This window comes from Bradyrhizobium sp. R2.2-H (genome assembly GCF_004346455.1).
Lineage (GTDB): Bacteria > Pseudomonadota > Alphaproteobacteria > Rhizobiales > Xanthobacteraceae > Bradyrhizobium > Bradyrhizobium diversitatis.
Map to the genome: position 1 here is coordinate 162,941 of NZ_SMBR01000003.1, position 22,318 is coordinate 185,258.

At 65.3% G+C, this 22,318-nt stretch carries 16 protein-coding genes; 8 read left to right on the forward strand and 8 right to left on the reverse strand.

Annotation, left to right across the window (positions count from 1 at the left end):
- Positions 1-10: 10 nt before the first annotated feature.
- From aroQ to EDE08_RS08305, 4 genes are all read right to left on the reverse strand, one after another.
- Entirely contained in the window at positions 11-478 is a 468-nt protein-coding gene (aroQ, locus tag EDE08_RS08290; RefSeq protein WP_131868462.1) for a type II 3-dehydroquinate dehydratase, read from the reverse strand.
- 225 nt (positions 479-703) lie between these two features.
- Positions 704-1,534 carry a DUF1236 domain-containing protein gene (locus tag EDE08_RS08295; protein WP_131868463.1) on the reverse strand — a complete coding sequence of 277 codons (831 nt, stop codon included), beginning with the start codon at positions 1,532-1,534 and terminating at the stop codon, positions 704-706.
- A 224-nt stretch (positions 1,535-1,758) separates the two neighbouring features.
- The gene (locus EDE08_RS08300) at positions 1,759-2,526 is read right to left on the reverse strand and encodes a DsbA family protein (protein ID WP_131868464.1); all 768 of its coding nucleotides are present in this window, start codon (positions 2,524-2,526) and stop codon (positions 1,759-1,761) included.
- A 98-nt stretch (positions 2,527-2,624) separates the two neighbouring features.
- Positions 2,625-4,025 carry a M48 family metalloprotease gene (locus tag EDE08_RS08305; protein WP_131868465.1) on the reverse strand — a complete coding sequence of 467 codons (1,401 nt, stop codon included), beginning with the start codon at positions 4,023-4,025 and terminating at the stop codon, positions 2,625-2,627.
- A gap of 191 nt (positions 4,026-4,216) precedes the next feature.
- Here EDE08_RS08305 and EDE08_RS08310 point away from each other — a divergent pair, with 191 nt between their 5' ends.
- The 3 genes from EDE08_RS08310 to EDE08_RS08320 all read left to right on the forward strand — a co-directional run bounded on the left by EDE08_RS08310 (position 4,217) and on the right by EDE08_RS08320 (position 7,472).
- The gene (locus EDE08_RS08310) at positions 4,217-5,404 is read left to right on the forward strand and encodes a pyridoxal phosphate-dependent aminotransferase (RefSeq protein ID WP_131868466.1); all 1,188 of its coding nucleotides are present in this window, start codon (positions 4,217-4,219) and stop codon (positions 5,402-5,404) included.
- 92 nt (positions 5,405-5,496) lie between these two features.
- Positions 5,497-6,054, forward strand: coding sequence for a biotin transporter BioY (locus EDE08_RS08315; RefSeq protein ID WP_131868866.1), 558 nt, complete (start codon positions 5,497-5,499; stop codon positions 6,052-6,054).
- An 83-nt stretch (positions 6,055-6,137) separates the two neighbouring features.
- Positions 6,138-7,472 carry a dicarboxylate/amino acid:cation symporter gene (locus EDE08_RS08320; protein WP_131868467.1) on the forward strand — a complete coding sequence of 445 codons (1,335 nt, stop codon included), beginning with the start codon at positions 6,138-6,140 and terminating at the stop codon, positions 7,470-7,472.
- 91 nt (positions 7,473-7,563) lie between these two features.
- Here EDE08_RS08320 and EDE08_RS08325 read toward each other — a convergent pair whose 3' ends face one another.
- Both EDE08_RS08325 and EDE08_RS08330 read right to left on the reverse strand, forming a co-directional pair.
- Positions 7,564-8,796, reverse strand: a complete 1,233-nt coding sequence (locus EDE08_RS08325; protein ID WP_131868468.1) for an NAD(P)/FAD-dependent oxidoreductase — start codon at positions 8,794-8,796, stop codon at positions 7,564-7,566.
- Between the two features lie 63 nt (positions 8,797-8,859).
- Entirely contained in the window at positions 8,860-12,033 is a 3,174-nt protein-coding gene (locus tag EDE08_RS08330; protein WP_131868469.1) for an Rne/Rng family ribonuclease, read from the reverse strand.
- Between the two features lie 707 nt (positions 12,034-12,740).
- Here EDE08_RS08330 and EDE08_RS08335 point away from each other — a divergent pair.
- The 5 genes from EDE08_RS08335 (at position 12,741) to EDE08_RS08355 (ending at position 20,110) form a co-directional block, all read left to right on the forward strand.
- A complete protein-coding gene (locus tag EDE08_RS08335; RefSeq protein ID WP_131868470.1) occupies positions 12,741-14,036 on the forward strand; it encodes an N-acetylmuramoyl-L-alanine amidase in 1,296 nt (431 codons plus the stop codon).
- A gap of 225 nt (positions 14,037-14,261) precedes the next feature.
- On the forward strand, positions 14,262-16,763 hold the full coding sequence (locus tag EDE08_RS08340; RefSeq protein WP_131868471.1) for a penicillin-binding protein 1A: 2,502 nt from the start codon (positions 14,262-14,264) through the stop codon (positions 16,761-16,763).
- A 210-nt stretch (positions 16,764-16,973) separates the two neighbouring features.
- A protein-coding gene (gene prfB, locus EDE08_RS08345; protein WP_131868472.1) for a peptide chain release factor 2 occupies positions 16,974-18,105 on the forward strand; the annotation gives its coding sequence in 2 pieces (ribosomal slippage) (positions 16,974-17,042 and positions 17,044-18,105; 1,131 coding nt in all).
- A 2-nt stretch (positions 18,106-18,107) separates the two neighbouring features.
- Entirely contained in the window at positions 18,108-18,986 is an 879-nt protein-coding gene (locus EDE08_RS08350; protein WP_131868473.1) for an NAD(P)-dependent oxidoreductase, read from the forward strand.
- A 140-nt stretch (positions 18,987-19,126) separates the two neighbouring features.
- On the forward strand, positions 19,127-20,110 hold the full coding sequence (locus EDE08_RS08355; RefSeq protein WP_131868474.1) for a DMT family transporter: 984 nt from the start codon (positions 19,127-19,129) through the stop codon (positions 20,108-20,110).
- Here the strand turns inward: EDE08_RS08355 and EDE08_RS08360 are convergent.
- Positions 20,097-21,452, reverse strand: a complete 1,356-nt coding sequence (locus tag EDE08_RS08360; protein WP_207912940.1) for a M23 family metallopeptidase — start codon at positions 21,450-21,452, stop codon at positions 20,097-20,099. The genes EDE08_RS08355 and EDE08_RS08360 overlap by 14 nt on opposite strands.
- 111 nt (positions 21,453-21,563) lie before the next feature.
- A complete protein-coding gene (locus tag EDE08_RS08365; RefSeq protein ID WP_131868476.1) occupies positions 21,564-22,253 on the reverse strand; it encodes a peroxiredoxin family protein in 690 nt (229 codons plus the stop codon).
- Positions 22,254-22,318 lie beyond the last annotated feature (65 nt).

Below are 22,318 nucleotides of genomic sequence, written 5' to 3' on the forward strand. Positions count from 1 at the left end.
GAAGGGAGCGTCAGGCGTTGGGCTTGATGCCGAGCTTGGCGGCAAGGCCCTGAATGGCGAGGCGGTAGCCCTCGATGCCGAAACCGCAGAGCGAGGCGAAGGCCGCGCGTGCGGTGTAGGAATGGTGACGAAAGCTCTCGCGGGCATGGATGTTGGTCACGTGCACCTCGACCGTCGGGATCTGCACCGCGAGCAGTGCGTCGTGCAGCGCGATGGAGGTGTGGGAATAGCCGCCGGCATTGATGACGATGCCCTTCATCTTGCGCCGGTGCGCCTCATGGATGAAGTCGATCAGCTCGCCCTCGCGGTTGGACTGCCGGCAGTCGGCCCTCAGGCCGAAGGTCGCCGCTGTCTCCCGGCATAGCGCCTCGACGTCGGCCAGCGTCGCATGACCGTACTTTTCGGGCTCGCGCGTCCCTAACATGTTGAGGTTCGGCCCGTTCAGGACGAGGATCGTGTCGGTTGCAGGTTCGGCCATTCCAATCCCGGGAGAGGTGCTTCGGCGTGGCGGGGTTATAGGTAACAAAGCGCGTGAGGGGAAGCCTCGAAGGTCCTCAGGGGCGGGTTCAAGCACCTCACCCAGTGCGCAAAAACCTGTGCGGAAACTACGGAAATTGCTTGTTAACCAGTCCGAAGCATGGCTGCGGGCCGAATGCAAAGGGGCGGGCATCGCTGCCCGCCCCAAGGTTGCCGGTATCCTGCCTCAAGCGTTCAGGACCGCCACGATCTCGTAGGTGTCCGGATTGATGATCACGATCTCATCCCGGACCAGGACGTACCTGTAGGTCCGCCACTCCGGATAAATGGTCACCACCCGCGACGGCAGGGTGTGCAGCGTAATGCCCTCGCGCGGGATGCGGGTGCCGACCGAAATCGAGAAGTTCACGTTCGTCACCGGAGCGACACGCTGCTCGCGGATCACCGACGTGATCTGTGTCCGCTGCTCGGTCGAAAGCTTGGCAGCGGCGCCGGCCTGGCCGACCGTGGTCGAGCTCTGGCCCTGAGCATTCTGGTTCGTGCCGGTGCCCGGCCGGTTCTCAGCGTTGTTGGTCGAGGTGCCGCTCTTGCTGCCCTCAGCCTTCATGTCCTTCTGGTCCTTGCTGCCGGACTTGCTGGTGTCCTGGCTCATGCTCTTGGACTTGTCCTGCTGAGACTTGTCCATCTGGCCCTGCGCGCGATCATCGGTGCGCTGGCCCTTGGTGGCACCAGCCTTGTCCTCGGCCGCGTTCTTGTTCATGGCGCCGCCCGGGCGCTCGTCCTTCATCGCGCCGGACTTGTCTTCCGAGGCGCGATCGGACTTCATCGTGCTGGAACCGCCGGCCTGACCGACGGTGCCCTTGTCATGGCTCATGGAATCGCGCCCCATCGAGCCGCCGCGCTCTGCGGCGCCGCCGGAGGGCTGCGAGTGCTGCATCTGCTGCGAGCCACTGGCGCCGCCACCGCTGTCGCGGCCCATGCTGCCCTGTGCGTTTGCCAAACCGGTCCCCGCGACGAGTGCAGCTGCGGCAACCGAGATCATAAAGCGGTTCAACATCGAAATTCTCCTCACGTGTTTCCTGCGTCATTGCCCGCGCCGACAACGAAAGGAGATTTGAGTTGTTCCGGAACTTCGTCTGTTCCGCGGCATTTGTTTGTTGAACGCTGGATGAATGATTTTGCACGAAGACGCCAATGTTGGGCGCGCGAAAAAAAGGGCCGGCTCTTCAGCCGGCCCTTTTGCATGCACGAGTTGCGAACGGCGCCTTCAGCAAGTCGCCTTCAGCAAGTCGCCTTGCCGCAGCGGGCGATGCCGATCTTTTCCCTGAGGCCTTCGACGCCGACAGCGCCGATCACGATCTGCTTGCCGATGACGTAGCTCGGCGTGCCGTTCATGCCCATCGCTTCGGCAAGCTTGAAGTTCTCCTCGATGGTGGCGCGCACCTCGGGGCTGGCGATGTCCTTCTCGATTCGGGCGGTGTCGAGGCCGGCTTCCTTCGCCGCCTGAATCGCGCGCGCCTTGTCGGCGGCGCCCCGGCCGCCGAGCAGTTTCTGGTGGAAATCGAGATATTTCTTGCCGGTGGGATCCTGCATGCGCACCGCGACTGCGACCTGGGCCGCTTCGACCGACCCCTGGCTCAGCACCGGAAACTCCTTCAGCACGATCTTCAGCTTTGGATCGCTCTTCATGAGAGTGAGCATGTCGTCCATCGCGCGCTTGCAGTAGCCGCAATTGTAGTCGAAGAACTCGACGAAGGTGACGTCGCCGTCCTTGTTGCCGAGCACGACCTGGCGCGGAGAGTTGAAGATCGCATCAGCGTTCTGCGCGATGCTGGCCTCGTGCTTCTGCGTTTCGGCCGCGGCCTGGCGCTTGCTGAGCTCGGCCATGGCCTCCTCGAGCACCTCGGGATGGCTGACGAGGTAGTTCTTGATGATGGCCTCGATATCGGTGCGCTGGGCATCGGAGAAGCTGTCGGCCGACGCGGGCACGGCTGCGCCGAACATGGCGAGCGCGAACAATGCGGGAGCAAGCAGGCGCAGCGAAGGCATAGGTAAATCCTCTTATCCAAAGCAGGTTTCGATAAACGTCCCGGCGGACTTAAGCTCGGTGTCGTGACGTCGTGGTATCGGGCGTCGTTCGAGTTGCGTCAGTTGCGCGGCGGCTTCGCCGCCACGATATCGTCGGCCTTGACCCATCCGGGCGTGCCGATGGCGAAACGGGTTTTCGCGCGCGTTGCAAGCTCGCGGGCGGTCTTGTTGTCGCCGCGCAAGTAAGCGGCCTGGGCCGAGGCGAGATCGGCCTCGGCGTAGTCTCCCTTCCGGCCATAGGCCATTGCGAGCTGGGTATAACCGAGTGCCGCCTCGGGCTCTCGGGCCACCGCAGCGCGGAGAATCCGAACGGCATCGTCGGTGTAGGCTTTATTATCGGTTCCAACCAGAGCCTGCCCAAGTAACATCTCGATGAGGGGGGCGTTGTTCGAGAGCTGCGCTGCCTTGCGCAGGGGAGCGATCGCCTCCGCCGGCTTGCCGCTCTCCAAGAGCGCCTGGCCGCGCACCTCGTAGAAGTAGGGGTTGTTCGGCTGAACCTGGATCAGCGCGTCGATCTGAGTGAGCGCGCTGCGCAAATCCCCATGCAGATAGGTGCTGATGGCGCGGGCATAGCGTGCCGGCAGGCTGTCGTTGGTCTGGGGATAGCGGCGGTACACCGTCTCCGGCCTCTCCATGAAGGCTGATATCTTGGCGCGGACCATGTCGTGCCGGAGCTGAAGCGCGGGATCGTCCTTCTTGTTCCAGTATGGGCTGGTGCCTGCGAATTCCTGGAGCGCGGCGACACGCTCAGCCGGCATCGGATGCGACTGGAGATAGGGATCGGAGCCGCGCGAAGCGAACAGGCTCTCGTTGGTGAAGCGCTTGAAGGTCTCGTACATGCCCTTCGGCGACTGCTGGGTCGCAGTCAGGAATTTCACGCCGGCGCGGTCGGCGTTCTCCTCCTGCTGGCGTTGGTAGGATAGCAGCGTACGGCGGATCATCTCCTGCGGAGCGGCGATCGCGGCCGCGCCGACATTGGCCAGCCCGTTGTTGCCGGCGCTCGAGCTGCGGGTGCTGCCGGCGGCGATTGCGCCGGCGCCGAGCAGCATCGCGATGATCATCTGGGTCTGGGCCGTGGCGAGCTGCTCGCGCAGCTTGGACAGGTGGCCGCCGGCCAGATGTCCGGTCTCGTGTGCGAGCACGCCGATGATCTGGTTCGGCGTCTCCGACTGGAGGATCGCGCCCCAATTGACGAAGATGCGGCGGCCGTCCGCGACGAACGCGTTGAACGAGCCGTCGTTGATGATCACCATCTGGATGTTCTGCTTCTCCAGACCTGCGACGCGCAGGATCGGACGGGTGTATTCGCGCAGCAGCTGCTCGGTCTCGGTGTCGCGCAGGACCGGCGGCCCTTTGGCCTGTGCCCGCGCGGCCGAGAACGGCGTCAGCGCGATGGCCGCGGCCGTGACGAGGGCGGTGAGAGCGGAGGCCTTCTGGCGCAATGCGATCCTGAACAACATCGAGCGGTCTGGTCAAACGGTCTTGGTCAGCAGTTTCGTGATTGGTTTGGCGATTGGCGGCAGACCGGATCCGCGATATGCCCCTTGTGAGCCGTGCCCTTTATGAGCCGTACAATGCGGCCAGTCTGGGGCGCAAGTGCCCTGTTTTCCGGACCGGACGGATCCGGTCCGCCAGCGAATAGCAGAAATCGATGCACGATGCGACCTTGAGGAACCGGTTGGGGCAGTGGCTCGAGCCCTCCCGCCGCAGCGATGTTCCCCCCTTCATGGTGATGGACGTCATGGCGGCGGCGGCCCGAATCGAGGCCGCCGGCGGTCATGTCATCCATATGGAGGTCGGCCAGCCCGCAGCCGGCGCGCCCAGGACGGCGATCGCCGCCGCCCATGCGGCGCTGGAGGCCGGGCGGATCGATTATACCTCCGCGCTCGGCATCCCCAGTCTGCGCGAGCGCATCGCGCGCCATTATCGCGACACCTATGGCTGCGACGTCAGCCCCGAACGGATCGTGGTGACCACAGGCTCCTCGGGCGGCTTCATCCTGGCTTTCCTGTCGATGTTCGAGCCCGGCGATCGCGTCGCCGTGACGGTGCCGGGCTATCCACCGTACCGTCATATCCTCACCGCGCTCGGCTGCGAGCCGGTGCTGATCGAAACCACGAACGAGACGCGCCACGCGCTGACCGGTGAGGCGCTCATCGCCGCCCATCGCAGGGCGCCGCTGAAGGGCGTGCTGGTCGGCAGCCCCGCCAATCCGACGGGCACGATGATGTCCCGCGAAGCGCTCGCCGGCCTCATCGCGGCCGCGGAAGACGCCGGCATCCGCTTCATCTCGGATGAGATCTATCACGGGCTCGATTACGCGTTTCCAGCCGTGACGGCGGCGGCGCTGTCCGAGCACGCACTCGTGATCAACTCGTTCTCGAAGTATTTTTGCATGACGGGCTGGCGCGTCGGCTGGATGGTCGTGCCCGAGATCCTGGTGCGGCCGATCGAGCGGCTTCAACAGAACCTCCTGATCTCGGTGCCGTCGCTGTCGCAGATCGCGGCAGAGGCTGCCTTCGACGGCGCGGCCGAGATGGAGGAAATCAAGCACGGCTATCAGGAAAACCGGCGTCTCCTGATCGATGGATTGCCCAAGGCCGGACTGACGAGATTCCTGCCCGCCGACGGCGCCTTCTATCTCTACGCCGACGTCTCGGACTTCACCTCGGACAGTTTCGAGTTCGCCAAGCAAATGCTGGAGCAGGCGCGCGTGGCGGCGACGCCCGGCGTCGATTTCGATCCCATCCACGGCCGTTCATTCATACGGTTTTCCTATGCCCGCTCGCCCGACGAGATGCGAGAGGCAGTTGACCGGATTGCTGAGTGGCTTAAATAACTGCGCCAGTTTTCTTCAGCCTTCCGGAGTTCAACTTGTCAGATCGTTCCGCCCCGTCCGCCGCTGCGCCACATTCCTCTCTCGCCGCTTTGATGTGGCCGACTCGGCCGGGCGAAGCCGTCGGCACGCTGCGTGCCGTCGTGTTGATCGTTCTCGGCACCGCGTTGATGGCGCTGTCGGCCAAGGTGAACCTGCCGCTGCCCTATGTGCCGATGACGCTGCAGACGCTGGTGGTGCTGATGATCGGCGCCGCCTATGGCCGGCGGCTTGGCTGCGCAACCATGATTGCCTACCTCGCCGAGGGCGCGATCGGGCTGCCGCTGTTCGCCGGTCCCGTGGGTGGGATTGCGCCGCTGGTCGGCCCGACCGCGGGCTATCTGTTCGGTTTCGTGCTGGCTGCCTTCGTGACCGGCTGGCTCGCCGAGCGCGGCTGGGATCGCAGCGTGATGCTGCTCTTTGCGGCGATGGCCGTTGGCCATATCGCCATTCTGGCCGCCGGCTTCGGCTGGCTGGCTTTTGGCATGGGTCTCGGCGCCGCCAAGGCCTGGCAGGTCGGCATCGTGCCGTTCATTGCGGCCTCACTGGTCAAGAATGCACTCGGCGCGGCCCTGATGCCGGCGGCGCGCCGGATCGTCGAGCGCCGCGGGTAAAACGCGCTACAACCAGCAGTTCCAATTGAAAGGGCCGGCCAAGTTGATCTTGGCTGGCCGGTGTTTTGAGGGGGAGTGAAGCCATGACGACGACAACGATGGCGGGAGCGCCGGTCGCGCCGCCCGTCGCCAAGCCGTGGTACAAGGTCCTCTACGTCCAGGTGCTGATCGCGATCGTGCTCGGTGCCATCGTCGGCTGGCTGTGGCCGCAGGTCGCCACCAACGAATGGATCAAAGCGCTCGGCGACGGCTTCATCAAGCTGATCAAGATGGTGATCGCCCCGATCATCTTCTGCACCGTCGTCTCCGGCATCGCCCATATCCAGGACGCCAAGAAGGTCGGACGCATCGGCATCAAGGCGCTGGTCTATTTCGAGGTCGTCTCGACCTTCGCGCTGGTGATCGGTCTCATCGTCGGCAATCTCGTCAAGCCGGGCTCCGGCTTCGGCAATGCGGCGGCGAACGAGGCGGCCGTTGCAGGCTACGCCAAGCAGGCCGCCGGCCAGAGGTCCGTCGATTTCGTGCTGCACATCATTCCCGACACGGTGGTCGGCGCCTTCGCGCAAGGCGAAATTCTGCAGGTGCTGCTGTTTGCGGTGCTGTTCGGCTTTGCTTTGATGAGCCTCGGGGAGCGCGGCCATACGATTCGCAGCTTCATCGACGATGCTGCGCACGCGGTGTTCGGTGTCATCTCGATCGTGATGCGCGCGGCGCCGATCGGTGCGTTCGGCGCGATGGCCTATACGATCGGCAAGTTCGGCACCGGCGCCATCCTCAACCTGGTCGGTCTGATCGCCACGTTCTATGTCACCGCGGCGCTGTTCGTGTTCGTCGTGCTCGGCCTCATCGCGCGCATCGCCGGGTTCTCGATCTTCAAGTTCCTGGCCTACATCAAGGACGAACTGCTGATCGTGCTCGGCACCTCGTCCTCGGAAAGCGCGCTGCCGTCCCTCATGGAGAAGCTGGAGCGGCTCGGCTGCTCCAAGTCGGTGGTCGGCCTCGTGGTGCCCACGGGTTATTCCTTCAACCTCGACGGCACCAACATCTACATGACGCTGGCGACCCTGTTCATCGCGCAGGCGCTCGGCGTCGATCTTTCGTTCGGCCAGCAACTCACGATCCTGGTCGTGGCGATGCTGACCTCGAAGGGCGCCTCCGGCATCACCGGCGCCGGCTTCATCACGCTGGCGGCGACGCTCGCCGTGGTCGATCCGCGCCTCGTGCCGGGCATGGCGATCGTGCTCGGCATCGACAAGTTCATGAGCGAATGCCGCGCGCTGACCAATCTGTGCGGCAACGGCGTCGCCTGCGTGATCGTGGCATGGTGGGAAGGCGAGCTCGACCGCGACAAGCTCAACGCCAATCTGGCCAAGGAGATCGACCCGACCGACATGGAGACGGCGATCACGACGGACTGATCTGCAAGCCGCGTCCGACGACGCGGGCCGTGCCGTCAGATCTTGAACAACAGGGCTGGTCGAGATCCTCGATCAGCCCTTTTTCTTTGAGCTAGAACCGCTCGGGCCGGTATGGCGTGGGATCGACCGCCGGCGTCTCGCCGCTCATGATCTCGGCGAGCAGGCGGCCGGTCGCAGGTCCCAGCGTAAAGCCCTGATGACCATGGCCGAAGTTCATCCAGAGGCCGGGGTGGCGCGGGGCGCGGCCGAGCACCGGGAGCATGTCGGGCGTGCAGGGCCGCGTGCCGAACCACGGGTCCGGCTCGACCCGCTTGCCGAGGTCGATCAGCTCGCGTGCCGAGGCTTCGGCGCTGGCGAGCTGCACCGGTGTTGCCAGCGCATCCGGCCCCGTCAGCTCCGCTCCCGTCGTGATGCGAATGCCCTTGGCCATCGGACCCATGGCATAGCCGCCGGACTTGTCGATCAGCGGCAGGTCGAGCGACGCGCCGCCGCTGTAATGCATGTGGTAGCCGCGCTTGCGCACCAGCGGGATGCGATAGCCGAATTTGTGGAGGAGGTCGGGCGACCACGGCCCGAGCGTCACGATGGCGTCGGGCGCATCGAGGCGTCCGCTGTCGGTGTCGACAGACCAGCCGGTCGCGGTCTGCTGCAGCGACTGCGCATCACCGAGCACGATCGTGCCGCCGAGGCGTTCGAACAACTCGGCATAGGCGGTGACCAGTGCGCCGGGATCCGATACGGTCCAGGTGTCGAGCCAATGGATCGCGCCGGGGAGATCGTCGCGCAGGATCGGCTCGGCCTTGGCGAGCTCGCTGCCGGACAGCACGCGAAAGTTCACGCCGAATTCGCGCTGATCCTCTTCCGCGGCCTTGATCGAGAGATCCAGTGAAGCGGGGTCGCGAAACAACGCTCGGTAGCCGGCACGGCGGATGAGATTGTCGGCATGCGCCTCGCGGATCAGGATGTCGTGCTCGGCCGTCGCATAGGCGATCAGCCGTGCCCACGCCTCGATCGCCTCGCGATGCCGCTTCGGCGCCGAATGCCACCAGTAGCGGAGCAGGGGCTCGATGTGGAGATGGAGGGAGGAGAGGCTGTAGCGCACGTCGTTGGTGCGGCCGGTCGCGATCTTCAAGAGCGAGGCGAGGTCGCGCGGCATGGGATAGGGGCGTACCGCTTCCGCCTGGATCATTCCGGCATTGCCGTAGCTGGTCTCGCGGCCCGGCTCCCTGCGGTCGACGAGCGTGACGGACCAACCGCGCTGCTGCAGGTGCAGCGCCGCGCTCACACCGACCATGCCGCCGCCGAGAACTATTGCACGTCGCATCGAAACTGACCTTGCCAACCAAAAACCGCCCGGTTTGGCCGGGCGGTTTCGTGGATGTCCCTGTTATTCGCCGCCGCCGAAGCGGCGCGACCACCAGCCGGCGCGGCGCGGGGCCGCCGGGGGTTCGCTTGCGGCCTCCGGCGCAGGCTCGGGTGCCGGCGCGGGCGCAGCGACCGGTTCTTCGGTCACCTGCGCTACCGGCGTTGCCGACTCAGGCTGGCTGTTCAGCAGGAAGCTCACCTTTTCACGGACGGTGGAGCGGCGCCGCGCGGCCTTGTCGCCGGCGGACTCCTCTTCTGCCGTTGCCGTCGTCGTGGCGGAAGCCTGCTCCGGCAGAGCCGGCGCCTCGGTCCGCACCTCGGCGCGCGGTTCGGGCTGCACGATTTGCGGCTCGGCGATGTGTTCCGCCTCGATGTGCTCGGCCTGTGCGATGGAGGGCGCAGGCTCGGTGCCGAAGCCGTCGAAATCGGCAACCGCATCGGTCGCCTCCGACGGCTGACTGGCGCCGAGCTCGTCGCCGATGGAGCCGGCGAGACCTTCCTCGCCGCCCCCGCGACGGCGGCGTCCGCCGCGGCGACCACGCCGACGCCGGCGCTCGCCGTTGCCCTGCTGCTCGCCGCGGGCTGCTTGTTCGTCGCCTTCCTCGCCGTCCTGCTCAGACTCGGTTTCGTCTTCGCCTTCACCGGCCGCCACGGCCGCTTCGGGCATTGTGGGCGCGGTATCCTCGCGCAACTCACCCTCGCGCTGGCCACCGCGGCCGCGCCGGCGGCGACGGCGCTTGCGGCGCTGGCCGTCCTGCTCGGAGGCTGCCTCGCCGGCAGCCTGCTCGTCAGCAAGACCTTCGGTCTCGTCGGTCTCGACCTCGGATTCGGTCTCCAGGTCGAAGCCATCCTCGTCGTCATAGGCTTCTTCGGCCTGTGGCGGCGGGCTCGCAGCCACTTGCGCAGCGAGCAGCGCCTTGGCGGCTTCGAGCGTGTGCACCTGCTCGCCGCGGTCGATCACATATGCCTGCGGTCCGCTGACGGTGGGATCGGCGATGACCGACAGCGTGACCTTGAAGCTGTTCTCGAGGTCGCGCAGATGACCACGCTTGTGGTTCAGCACGTAGAGCGCGACGTCGGTGCGGGTGCGGACCACGAGATTGTGGGTCGCGCCCTTCATCAGGATCTCTTCGAGGCCGCGCAGCAGCTGCAGCGCCACCGAAGACACGGAGCGGACGTGGCCGGTGCCGCCGCAATGCGGGCACGGATCTGTCGAGCTCTCCAGCACGCTGGCGCGGATGCGCTGGCGCGACATCTCGAGCAGGCCGAAATGCGAGATGCGGCCGACCTGGATGCGCGCGCGGTCCTGCCGGAGGCAATCGGACAGCTTGCGCTCGACCGCGCGGTTGTTGCGCTTCTCGTCCATATCGATGAAGTCGATGACGATCAGGCCGGCGAGGTCGCGCAGGCGAAGCTGGCGGGCGACCTCTTCGGCCGCTTCCAGATTGGTCTTGAGCGCGGTGTCCTCGATATGGTGCTCCCGCGTCGATCGTCCGGAGTTGACGTCGATCGAGACCAGCGCTTCGGTCTGGTTGATGACGATGTAGCCGCCGGAGCGCAGTTGCACGGTCGGCGAGAACATCGCGTCTAGCTGGCTCTCGACGCCCATGCGCGAGAACAGCGGCTGGCCGTCGCGATACTGCTTCACCGCGCCGACATTGGCGGGCATCAGCATCTTCATGAAATCGCGGGCTTCGCGGTAGCCGGATTCGCCGGCGACCTGAATCTCGTCGATCTCCTTGTTGTAGAGGTCGCGCAGCGAGCGCTTGATCAGCGAGCCTTCCTCGTAGACGAGGGTCGGGGCCTGCGACTTCAGCGTGAGGTCGCGCACCGTTTCCCACATCCGGATCAGATATTCGAAGTCGCGCTTGATCTCGGGCTTGGTGCGGGAAGCGCCTGCCGTGCGCAGGATGATGCCCATGCCCTCGGGCACGTCGAGATCCTGCACCACTTCCTTCAGGCGCGAACGATCCTGCGCGCTGGTGATCTTGCGGCTGATGCCGCCGCCGCGCGCGGTGTTGGGCATCAGCACGGCATAGCGGCCGGCGAGCGAGAGGTAGGTCGTCAGCGCCGCGCCCTTGTTGCCGCGCTCCTCCTTGACCACCTGCACCAGCATCACCTGACGCCGCTTGATGACCTCCTGGATCTTGTACTGACGGCGCGGACGGAAGGTGCGCTCCGGCACTTCCTCCAGCACATCGTCGCCGCCGACGGATTCGACGACTTCCTCTTCGACTTCCTCGCCGTCCTCGTCCTCGTCTTCGTCGTCTTCGCTGGTTGCTTCCGCAGCCTCGGCCGACGTCTCGCCATTCTCGCCGTCGGCGTACATCGCATCGGCCGGCTCGGCGGCCGATGTCACGGCCTCCGCCGGAGCTTCCGCATGGGCTTGGGGAACGTGAGCTTCGAAGGTTTGGGCATCCTGGAGCTCGGCAACGGCCTCGGTCGCGACCACGGGCTCGGCGCCGACGGCCGCGACAGGCGCGGGCGTCTCGTCGGAATGATCATGGTCGTGATGATCATGGTCGTGATGATCATGGTGGTGGTGATCGTGGTCGTGATGATCGCGCTGGTGATCGTGATCACGGGCGTGCTCGTCATCATGGGCATGATGATCGTCGTGATCCTGCTCGCCATGAGCACGTTCGCCCTGATCGTGGTCGTGATCGTGGCCTTCGTGCTCGCCGCGATGCTCGGCATCGGCGTGCAGATGCTCGCCCTCGTACGGTGCGCCTTCCGTGTGCGGGACCTCGCCCTCCGAGGGCTGGGCTGCGGGATCGGCGCCGACCTCGAGGCCTTCGACGATGTCGCTGCGCACGCGCTCGCCATGACCGCGGCGACGGGCGTTGCGGTGGCGCGAACGGCGGCGGCCGTGCGAGCGGTTCTCGCTCTCTTCCTCGGCCTCGCGATGGGCCTGTTCCTCGGCCTCGATCAGCGCCTGCCGGTCGGCGACCGGGATCTGATAATAGTCGGGATGGATTTCGCTGAAGGCGAGGAAGCCGTGGCGATTGCCGCCATATTCGACGAAGGCGGCCTGGAGCGAGGGTTCAACCCTTGTGACCTTGGCGAGGTAGATATTCCCGCGCAGTTGCTTGCGTTGCGCGGTTTCGAAATCAAACTCTTCGACGCGATTGCCGCGGACCACGACGACCCGGGTCTCTTCCGGGTGGGTGGCATCGATCAACATCTTGTTGGGCATGTCTTAACTCTTGGCGGCGGCGGACGCGATAAACCGTGGGCGCGTATCGCGCCGCCGGGTGACGCGACGGTCCACCTGATTCGGGGGTGAGGGGAAGGCCGAAACGCCGTCTCTCGCGCCTTGCCGAACCGGAAGCTTCGGGACCATTGCGACGCGCGGGATTGTCACTCCGCAGCGTCGCGAATGGTCCTTTAGATTTCGTCGGCACAGTCTGGCGCATCAAGCGTCGGCCCGTATGAAACATTGGGCGGCGAGGCCGCCCTTCAATCAGTTGCTGCTGGCCAGGCACGGCGCGAGCGCGCTCGCCTTGGGGGATCACGAACCGCTCCCTTGGGATCAAGGGACCGGGTAATGGGTTACGCCGCCGTCAGAACCGTCCCGGTAACATGAGTGGTAACCCGAGACCGTCCACCGCCGGTGCCTAACCCGCTCCACCTCGCTGCCGCGCACCGCGCTGGTCTTAGAGGGAAGCGGAAAACGCTGGAATCCCCAAATCTTGGGAGTTCCGGCGCAGCGCCGGGAGGCTGAATGCGACACAACCTGAAATATCGGCCGTCAGCATTCCGTACATACGAGGAATGAGCCATCCGTGCAAGGGAAGCGTCGCACGGCGGTCACAGTCGCCGAATTTCGCGCTTCTGTCATTAGGGAGCGATTAACCCTGTGGTTCTATTGCGTTAAGAGGGCTGCTCGGAGGCACGGAATCGGTGGCGAGCCGCACGAATCGACGGGTTTTGCTGGGAGGCGTGTTGCTGTGCACCGCGGCATTGCCGTGTGCTGATTCCTCGCGCCTCATTGCTGCGGAAAGTCAGCCGCAACCCGTTGTTGCCGCAGCGAATTTTCCGGTAGCCTCGGCCGCCCGGCTGGCCGGCGATGGCAAGCAGACCCGCTTCATCCTGGACCTCGACCGGACCATTACCTTCCGCACCGCTACGCTGGCCGACCCGTTCCGCGTGGTGGTGGATGTGCCGCAAGTCAATTTCCAGCTACCCGCCGGCACCGGAAGCGGGGGGCGAGGGCTGATCAAGGCTTTCCGCTATGGGCTGGTCATGCCCGGCGGCTCGCGAATCGTGTTCGACCTGACGGGGCCGGCGAAGATCGCCAATTCCTACGTGGTCGAAGCCGCCAACGGCCAGCCGGCCCGGCTCGTGCTCGAGCTGGAGGAGATCGAGCGCGCCGCCTTCGTGGCATCGCTTCCCCCTGAAAACCGTCCCGAGTTGCGGCCCGCGATCGCCGAGGCGCCGCCTGCCACGGTTCCCGCCAAGGCAACCGCGGATGCAGCGCAGCAGAAGGCCGACGACCGTCCGGTGGTCGTGATTGATCCCGGCCATGGCGGCATCGACAACGGCACGCAGTCGGGGGGCGAGAGCGAAAAGAACCTGGTGCTCGCTTTTGGTCTGGCGCTCCGCGACAAGCTGGAAAAGGCCGGTAAATACCGCGTGGTGATGACGCGGGAAGACGACACCTTCATCCCCCTCAATGACCGGACCAAGATCGCCCGTAACCACAAGGCGGCTTTGTTCGTCTCGATTCATGCCGATGCGCTGCCTCGTGCCGAGGGCGACGCGCAGGGCGCGACCATCTATACGCTCTCAGATAAGGCATCCGACGCCGAGGCCCAGCGGCTGGCGGATGCGGAGAACCGGGCCGATGCGATCGCCGGGTTCAACCTCGCGGAGGAGCCCAACGACGTCGCCGATATCCTGATCGACCTCACGCAGAGGGAAACCCGTACCTTTTCAAATCGTTTTGCCCGCCTCTTGATGGGTGAAATGAAGGCGACGGTGCGGATGCACAAGCATCCCCTGAAGTCCGCCGGCTTCCGGGTGCTGAAGGCGCCCGACGTGCCCTCGGTGCTGGTCGAGATCGGTTATGTCTCCAACAAGGGGGATCTCGAGCATCTGGTCTCCGAGGGGTGGCGGTCGCGTGCCGTGGGCTCGATGGCACAGGCGATCGACGGGTTTCTGACCAAGCGGATGGCCACGGCCGGAACTCCGAACTGAATGGGTTGATCCCGCCCGATCCAAGGCCCTAGTTTGGCCACAGCGGACGCTCTATAAAAACCCCGCAGGGGGTCGGAATCGGCGAGAATCCTGCTCGGCAAGCGTCGGAAGTCCGGCACTGATGTGATTGCGTAGGCCGGCGAATTCGCGACGTGAGGTTGGCGGCCGTTGGGGCGCCATGGGGCTGATACTGGGCTGATCCAGAGTTTGAACGGATAACAGATAATGCGCTTGCTGGTGCGGTTCATGGGCTTCCTGTTCGCCGCGGGAACGGTGGTGTTCCTTGTCGGTGTCGGGGCCGTGGCAGGCCTGATCTGGCATTTCTCCAAGGACTTGCCGGACTACTCTCAGCTTCAGGATTACGAGCCGCCGGTGATGACCCGCGTGCACGCGGTCGACGGTTCGCTGCTTGGCGAATACGCCAAGGAGCGGCGGCTGTATCTGCCGATCCAGGCCGTGCCCAAGCTCGTGATCAACGCGTTCCTGGCCGCCGAGGACAAGAATTTCTACGAGCATGGCGGCATCGACTACACCGGCATGGCGCGCGCCGGATTGCTCTATCTGCAGAACTACGGCTCCAACCGCCGCCCGCAGGGTGCATCCACCATCACCCAGCAGGTCGCCAAGAACTTCCTGCTCACCAACGAGGTCTCCTTCGCCCGCAAGATCAAGGAAGCCTTGCTGGCGATGCGGATCGAGAAGACCTATTCGAAGGACAAGATCCTCGAACTGTACCTGAACGAAATCTATCTGGGCCTCGGCGCCTACGGCATCGCGGCCGCCTCGCTGGTCTATTTCGACAAGTCGGTGAACGAGCTGACGGTGGCGGAAGCGTCCTATCTGGCGGCACTGCCGAAGATGCCGGCGACGCTGCATCCGGTCCGCAACCGCGACCGCGCCATCGAGCGCCGCAATTACGTGATCGACCGTCTGCTGGAGAACGGCTGGATCAAGCAGGCCGACGCCGACAAGGCACGCAAGGAGCCGCTGGCGGTCACCAGCCGGTCCAACGGCGCCCACACCTTTGCCGGCGAATATTTCGCCGAGGAAGTCCGCCGCGACATCTTCGAGCGCTACGGCGAGAAGAAGCTCTACGAGGGCGGCCTGTCGGTTCGCACCTCGCTCGATCCGAAGATCCAGGTCATGGCGCGCAAGACCATGGTGGCCGGCCTCGTGAATTATGACGAACGGCAGGGCTATCGCGGCGCAATCAGCAAGCTCGACATTTCCGGCGACTGGGGCGTGAAGCTCGCCGAGATCAAATCGCTCTCCGACATTTCGCCATGGCGCATGGCGGTGGTGCTGGAGACCAGCGATCAGTCGGCGCGCATCGGCTTCCAGCCGAGTCGTGAACTTGGCGGCGCGGTGAGCAAGCAGCGCGAGACCGGCATCGTCACGGTCGACGGCGTGCGCTGGGCGCGGGCCGTTCAGGGCAGCACAAAGGGCAAGACACCGACGGCGGTGTCGCAGGTGCTCCAGCCTGGCGACGTGATCTATGCCGATCCGCTCTACAAGGACGGTCAGCCCATCGAAGGCCAGTACCGGCTCCGCCAGATCCCCGAAGTCTCCGGCGCCATGGTGGTGATGGACCCCTGGACCGGCCGCGTGCTCGCGATGGTCGGCGGCTTCTCCTTCGACCAGAGCCAGTTCAATCGCGCCACGCAAGCGTATCGGCAGCCGGGTTCGTCGTTCAAGCCGATCGTCTATTCGGCCGCGCTCGACAACGGCTATACGCCTTCGACCGTCGTGCTCGATGCGCCCATCGAAATCGATCAGGGCCAGGGCGCCGGCGTGTGGCGGCCTGAAAACTTCTCCTCGGGCAAGTTCCAGGGACCGGTCACGCTGCGCAACGCGCTGCGGCAGTCGCTGAACACCGTGACGGTGCGCCTCGCGCAGGACATCGGCATGCCCCTGATCGGCGAATACGCCCGCCGTTTCGGTGTCTATGACGAGCTGCCGAACTATCTCTCCTACGCGCTCGGCGCCGGCGAGACCACGGCGATGCGCATGGTCACCGCTTACTCGATGCTCGCCAATGGCGGCCGCCGGGTGAAGCCGACGCTGATCGACCGTATCCAGGACCGCTACGGCCACACCATCTTCAAGCACGACCAGCGCGAATGCCGCGGCTGCGACGCGCCGGGCGGCTGGAAGAACCAGCCCGAGCCGCAGCTGATCGACCGCCGCGAGCAGGTGCTGGATTCCATGACCGCCTATCAGATCACAGAGCTGTTGGAAGGCGTGGTGCAGGCTGGTACGGCGACGGTACTCAAGGATGTGGGCAAGCCGATCGCGGGCAAAACCGGCACCACCAACGAGGCCAAGGATGCCTGGTTCGTCGGCTACTCGCCGGACATGGCGGTCGCGGTCTATATGGGCTATGACAAGCCGCGTCCGCTCGGCAGAGGCAATGCGGCGACCGGCGGCCATCTCGCCGCGCCGATCGTGCGTGATTTCCTCAAGCTGGCGCTCGCCGATAAGCCCGCCGTGCCGTTCAAGGTGCCGGCCGGCATCAAGCTCGTGCGCGTCGTCGCCAAGACCGGCATGCGGGCCGGCCCGGGCGAGACCGGCGGGACCATCCTCGAAGCCTTCAAGCCGGGCACGGCCCCGCCGGACAATTATTCGGTCATCGGCGTTGCCGACGCCGACGGGCGCATGCCGGCCTCGCAGCAGCAGCAGCCGGATTCCGGCTTCTTCATGCGGCCAGGCACCGGCGGGCTGTACTAAGCATGATCCGGAAAAGTGCGCAGCGGTTTTCCGAAAAGATCACGCTTAAACGACACCTAAAGCGCGATGACGATTGATCCTAATCGCATCGCACTTTAAGGCTCAGGACAAACAGACGATCGCGGTTCCGGCGGTTGCGCTTTGCAGCCGCCGCCGCTACATCCCAACCTCAATTGCTTGCGGGCCGGTTCCGCGAAACCAGAGAACGTCATGCGCGCCGAAATCGAACGGTTGGTAGAAGAGATCAAGCAGTCAGTCGGGCTGCTGAGGAGGCATCTTTGACGTCGAGAAATCGACGGCGCGCCTCGCTGAGCTGAACAAGCTCGCAGAAGATCCCAATCTCTGGAACGATCCCCAGAAAGCCCAGAAGCTGATGCAGGAGCGCACCTCGCTCGAGGACGCGCTCTCAGGCATCGGCAAGGTCGAGCAGGAGCTCGAAGACGACATCGGCATGATCGAGCTCGGCGAGGCCGAGGGCGATGACGGCGTCGTCGCGGAAGCCGAATCTGCGCTGAAGAACCTCAAGAAGGAAGTGGCGAGACGCGAGCTCGAGGCGCTGCTCTCGGGCGAGGCCGACCGCTTCGACTCCTATCTCGAAGTCCATGCCGGCGCCGGCGGCACCGAGAGCCAGGACTGGGCGCAGATGCTGCTGCGCATGTACACGCGCTGGGCCGAAAACCACGGCTTCAAGGTCGAGTTTCTGGAAGAATCCGAGGGCGAAGAGGCCGGCATCAAATCCGCAACGATCCAGGTCTCCGGGCACAACGCCTATGGCTGGCTGAAGACGGAAGCCGGCGTGCATCGCCTGGTGCGTATCTCGCCGTTCGATTCCAACGCGCGGCGGCACACCTCGTTCTCGAGCGTGCAGGTCTTCCCCGTCATCGACGACAGCATCAAGATCGACATCAAGGAATCCGACGTCCGCACCGACACCATGCGTTCCGGCGGCGCCGGCGGCCAGCACGTCAACAAGACCGAATCCGCAGTGCGCCTGACGCACATTCCGACCGGTGTTGCCGTGGTCTGCCAGGCCGGACGCTCCCAGCACAAGAACCGGGCGCAGGCCTGGGACATGCTGCGCGCGCGCCTTTACGAAATCGAGCTGAAGAAGCGCGAGGAGAAGGCCGCCGCCGATCAGGCGGCCAAGACCGACATCGGCTGGGGCCACCAGATCCGCTCCTATGTGCTGCAACCCTACCAGATGGTGAAGGATCTGCGTACGGGCGTGCAGACCTCCGACACCGCGGGCGTGCTCGATGGCGAGCTCGACGAGTTCATGGCCGCGACGCTGGCGCAGCGCGCGTTCGGCACCACGACCGGAGAGATCGAGGACGTGGACTAGCCATGCCCCGTGTCGCCTTCATCGGTTTGGGGCGGATGGGTCATGGCATGGCCGGCCGCTATCTCGATGCCGGCTTCACGGTGACGCTGTGGAATCGCAGCAAGGCCAAGGCGGAAGACCTGATCGCGCGCGGCGCGCATTGGGCGACCTCGCCGGAGGACGCGGCGATCGATGCCGCCGCGGTCGTGACCATGGTCGCCGACGACGAGGCCTCGCGCGCGGTCTGGCTCGGACCCAAGGGTGCGGCCAAGACGGCGAAGGCCGGCACCATCGCGATCGAATGCTCCACCGTTTCCCATGACCATGCGCGTGAGATGGGCCGCGAGCTCAACGCGCGCGGGCTGATCTACATCGATTGCCCCGTGACGGGATTGCCGGACGCAGCTGCGGCTGGGAAGCTGACGCTGCTCGCCGGCGCAAATGCGGCCGATCTCGAGCGTGCGCGGCCTTATCTGACGCCGATCGGCTCGACCATCCGCCATTTCGGGCCGGTCGGTTCCGGCACGGTCTACAAGCTCATTAACAATCTCATGGGCGCGATCCAGATCGCCGGCCTCGCCGAGGGCCTCGCCATCGCCGAGCAGGCCGGGCTCGACATGAATCTGGTGCTGGAATCGATCCAGGCGGGCGTCGCCGCAAGCCCGCAGGTAGCGCGTCACTCCAGGCGCATGGTCACCCGCGACTTCAGCGGCGCGACGTTTACGGCAGCGCTGCGGCACAAGGATGCCGCCTACGCGGTCAAGCTCGCGGAGAGTCTGCTGGCCGACAAGCCGCTGGTCGCGCGCGCCGCGGTCGAGGCCTACGCGCAGGCGAAGGCGGAGATGCCGGATGATGACGAAGGCAGGATGATCGAACTGGTGTCGCGGCCGAAGAAGCCGTAGCTGGTCGACATGCGGCCGTTTCGATCGTCTCGTTCATTTCCGCGAATCGGGTTTGCAAACCTCTGTTTCATCGGAATTCGGGTGGCGCTGTCGATCGCACCGTCCTAGGCGACAGGCCTCGGACGCCCAGGTGAGACCCCATGCCCCCGAACGCCAACCGGATCGACGCGCGAGACTGGTCGCTGCTCTGTGTGCTCTCGATCCTGTGGGGTGGGTCGTTCTTCTTCAATGGTGCGGCCTTGCGCGAATTACCGCCGCTGACATTGGTGTTCCTGCGCGTCGGGCTTGGCGCTGCCATTCTCCTGCCGTTGCTCCGCATGCAGGGCATCGGCTTTCCCGAGGGCATGGCCGGCTGGAAGCCGTTCGTCGCGATCGGGCTGCTCAACAACGTCATCCCGTTCTCGCTGATCGTGATCGGCCAGACCTTCATTCCGAGCGGGCTGGCGTCGATCCTGAATGCGACCACGCCGATGTTTGCGGTTCTCGTGATGGCGGCTGCGGGCGAGGAGGCGTTGCAGATGCGGCGCGTGGCCGGAGTGGCACTGGGGCTCTTCGGCGTGATCATCCTGCGCGGATGGGGCATCGAGGCAAGGCCGGGGCAGGGGCTCGGCATCCTGCTCTGCCTTGGCGGGGCCCTGAGCTACGGCTTTGCGGCCTTGGCGGCACGGCGGCTGCTGAAGGACTCCCCGCCTCTTGGAACGGCGACGTTCCAACTAATGGCGTCCACCGTGATGATGGCGATCATCGCCGGTGCGGTGGAGCAGCCCTGGCAGCTAGCCATACCGAGCCTCACGACCTGGCTCGCCGTGCTCGGCCTCGCCGCGCTTTCGACGGCGCTGGCCTACATCGTCTTCTTTCAGATCGTGCGGCGCTCGGGCGCGAGCAATGTGATGCTGGTGACGCTGCTCATCCCCGTCACCGCCATCCTGCTGGGCTGGCTGGTGCTGGGGGAGTCGATCTCGATGCGCGAGATCGCGGGCGCCATCGTCATCGGCAGCGCGCTGCTGGTGATCGACGGGCGTGCATTCAGCTTGCTGCGTAAGCTCTCGGCCGCCAGTCGCTTCTCTAGCTCTCGGGAAGTGCGGCGCTGCGAAACTGAAGAGCGCGGACCTAACCCGCGCTGAGCCGCACGCCGGCGCGCAGGAATTTCTGCGGGTCGACCGCTTCGCCCTCAATGCGGGTCTCATAGTGCAGGTGCGGACCGGTGGAGCGGCCGGTCGAGCCGACGAGGCCGACGACCTGGCCGATCTTCACGATCTCGCCGACCCTGACATTGATCTCCGAGAGATGGCCGTAGCGGGTCGACAGCCCGTTGCCGTGGTCGACCTCGACCATGCGGCCATAGCCGCCGGACCAGCCCGCCGAGACCACCTTGCCGTTGGCGGTGACACGAACGGGATCGCCGGAGGCGGCGCGGAAGTCGAGCCCGGTGTGCATCGCGGGCCGACCCAGGAAAGGATCGCTGCGCACGCCGAACCCGGAGGTGAACTCGACCTCGCCGATGACGGGCTCGCGGTAGGGCACCAGCGCCAGCGTGCGGTTGAGACGGTCCATCTCGGCGCGCGTGGTGTTGATGCGATGGAGCTGCTTCTCGAACGGTCCGGCATTGGCCGTCAACTTGACCGGTACGAAAGGCCCGCCCATCGCTGTGCGCGGCACGGCAGCTTCGAGATGGGCGAGGTTCAGGCCGAGATCGCTGACTACGCCGCGCATGCGGCGCATGCGCGAATCCATGCTTTCCTCAACGGCGTTGAGCGTCGCCATCTGGCGCCGCTCGACCTGATCAAGCGAGGTCGTGAGCCGGACCAGCACGTTGTCGAAACCGTTGTTCCTGGCGAACTGGCTGGTCGGCGGCGCCACGATGGTGGGGGCGCGCGATTCGAGGCGCGCTTCGCGGTCCGGCGGCGCCACGAAGATGACGGTGTCGCTGATCGGCGACGGCTTCGGTGTGGCCTGGCTAGCATCGCTGCGCTGCGGGGCGGAGCGGGGAATCGAGCCGGTCACGTCGGGCATGGCTCCGAGCGCCGTGGCCCGGGACTCCAGCGCCGTTTGGCGCTTCATGATCTGGTCGAGCTTCTGGTCGAACTGTTCCTGGTCGAGCAATTGGCGGCTGGTGGCGCGGTCGACCTTGGCGCGCAGCTCGGCGATGCGGTCCTCATAGGCATATTGCATCTCGGCCTGGCGGGCGATCAGCCGGGTCAGCACGTCGTCACGGAACGCAAAATAGGTGGCCGTCGCGGCCGACCACAACCCGAGCAGCACCACGGTGCCGACCACGATCCAGAATACCACGGGGCCAAAGCGGACCTGCTTGCCGGCATGGACGATGGTGTAGGCGTCGTCGGCGGCGGGCAGGGGAATCGCGGTTACCGCCGCCGGGGCGGCCGCACGGCGATGGAGGACGCGCCCGTGGTCATGAGGATGATGTTGGGGGTAGTGCGAGTATTGGGCAGAACTTTTCGACATCGGCACTCCCGCGCCGGTCGGATGGGTTCCTTGCGGCTCAATTGCCGCAGCAATCTGGGTCGGTCATGGTTAATTTTCTGGAAACGGGAGCGGGCGAATTCAAAGGTCTGGTTAAAGGCTTCTTGCCGCCTCCAGCACTTCGTCGGCATGGCCGTCGACCCGGACATTGCGCCAGATCCGGGCCACCCGGCCGTCGGGGCCGATCAGTATCGTGGTGCGAAGAATTCCCAGGAAGCTTTTGCCATACATGGATTTTTGGCCCCAGGCGCCATAGGCCTCCAGCATCTCATGTTTCTCATCCGAGATGAGGGGCACGCCGAGCTTGTGCTTGTCGCGGAACTTCTCCTGGGCCTTTAACGGATCGGCGGAGATGCCCAGCACGGCCGTGCCGGCGGCGGTGAAGGCGCCGGCCAGGCGGGTGAAGTCGATTGCTTCCCGGGTGCAGCCGGGCGTGTCGGCCCGGGGATAGAAGAACAGGACAAGCTTTCGCCCGGCATGGTCCGCCAGCGTGACCACGTCGCCGCCGTCGCGGGGCAGGCGGAAGGCGGGAGCCTTCTGGCCCTCAACCGGGCCGGACTTCGCCTGAGCGGGCGGGGACGCCGTTTTGGATGAATTTAACTGTTCCGACGCGGCCTTATGTGATCCTGCTTTTGCTATGGTCCCGGTTGATTTGCCTGCCGGTGTCCGCTGTGTTTTCGCGGACTTTGCTCGAGTCGATGCCCGCGTTTTCGCGGTCTTCTTTTTGGCGGTCGAACTGCCGGAGGACGCTTTGGACGATTTCTTTCGGGATTTCTTGGACATACGCCTTCCTTTCGACGCTTTCGGCGGGTCAACCGAAGCGGTATTGCAGCCCTCGTCCGGCGTGC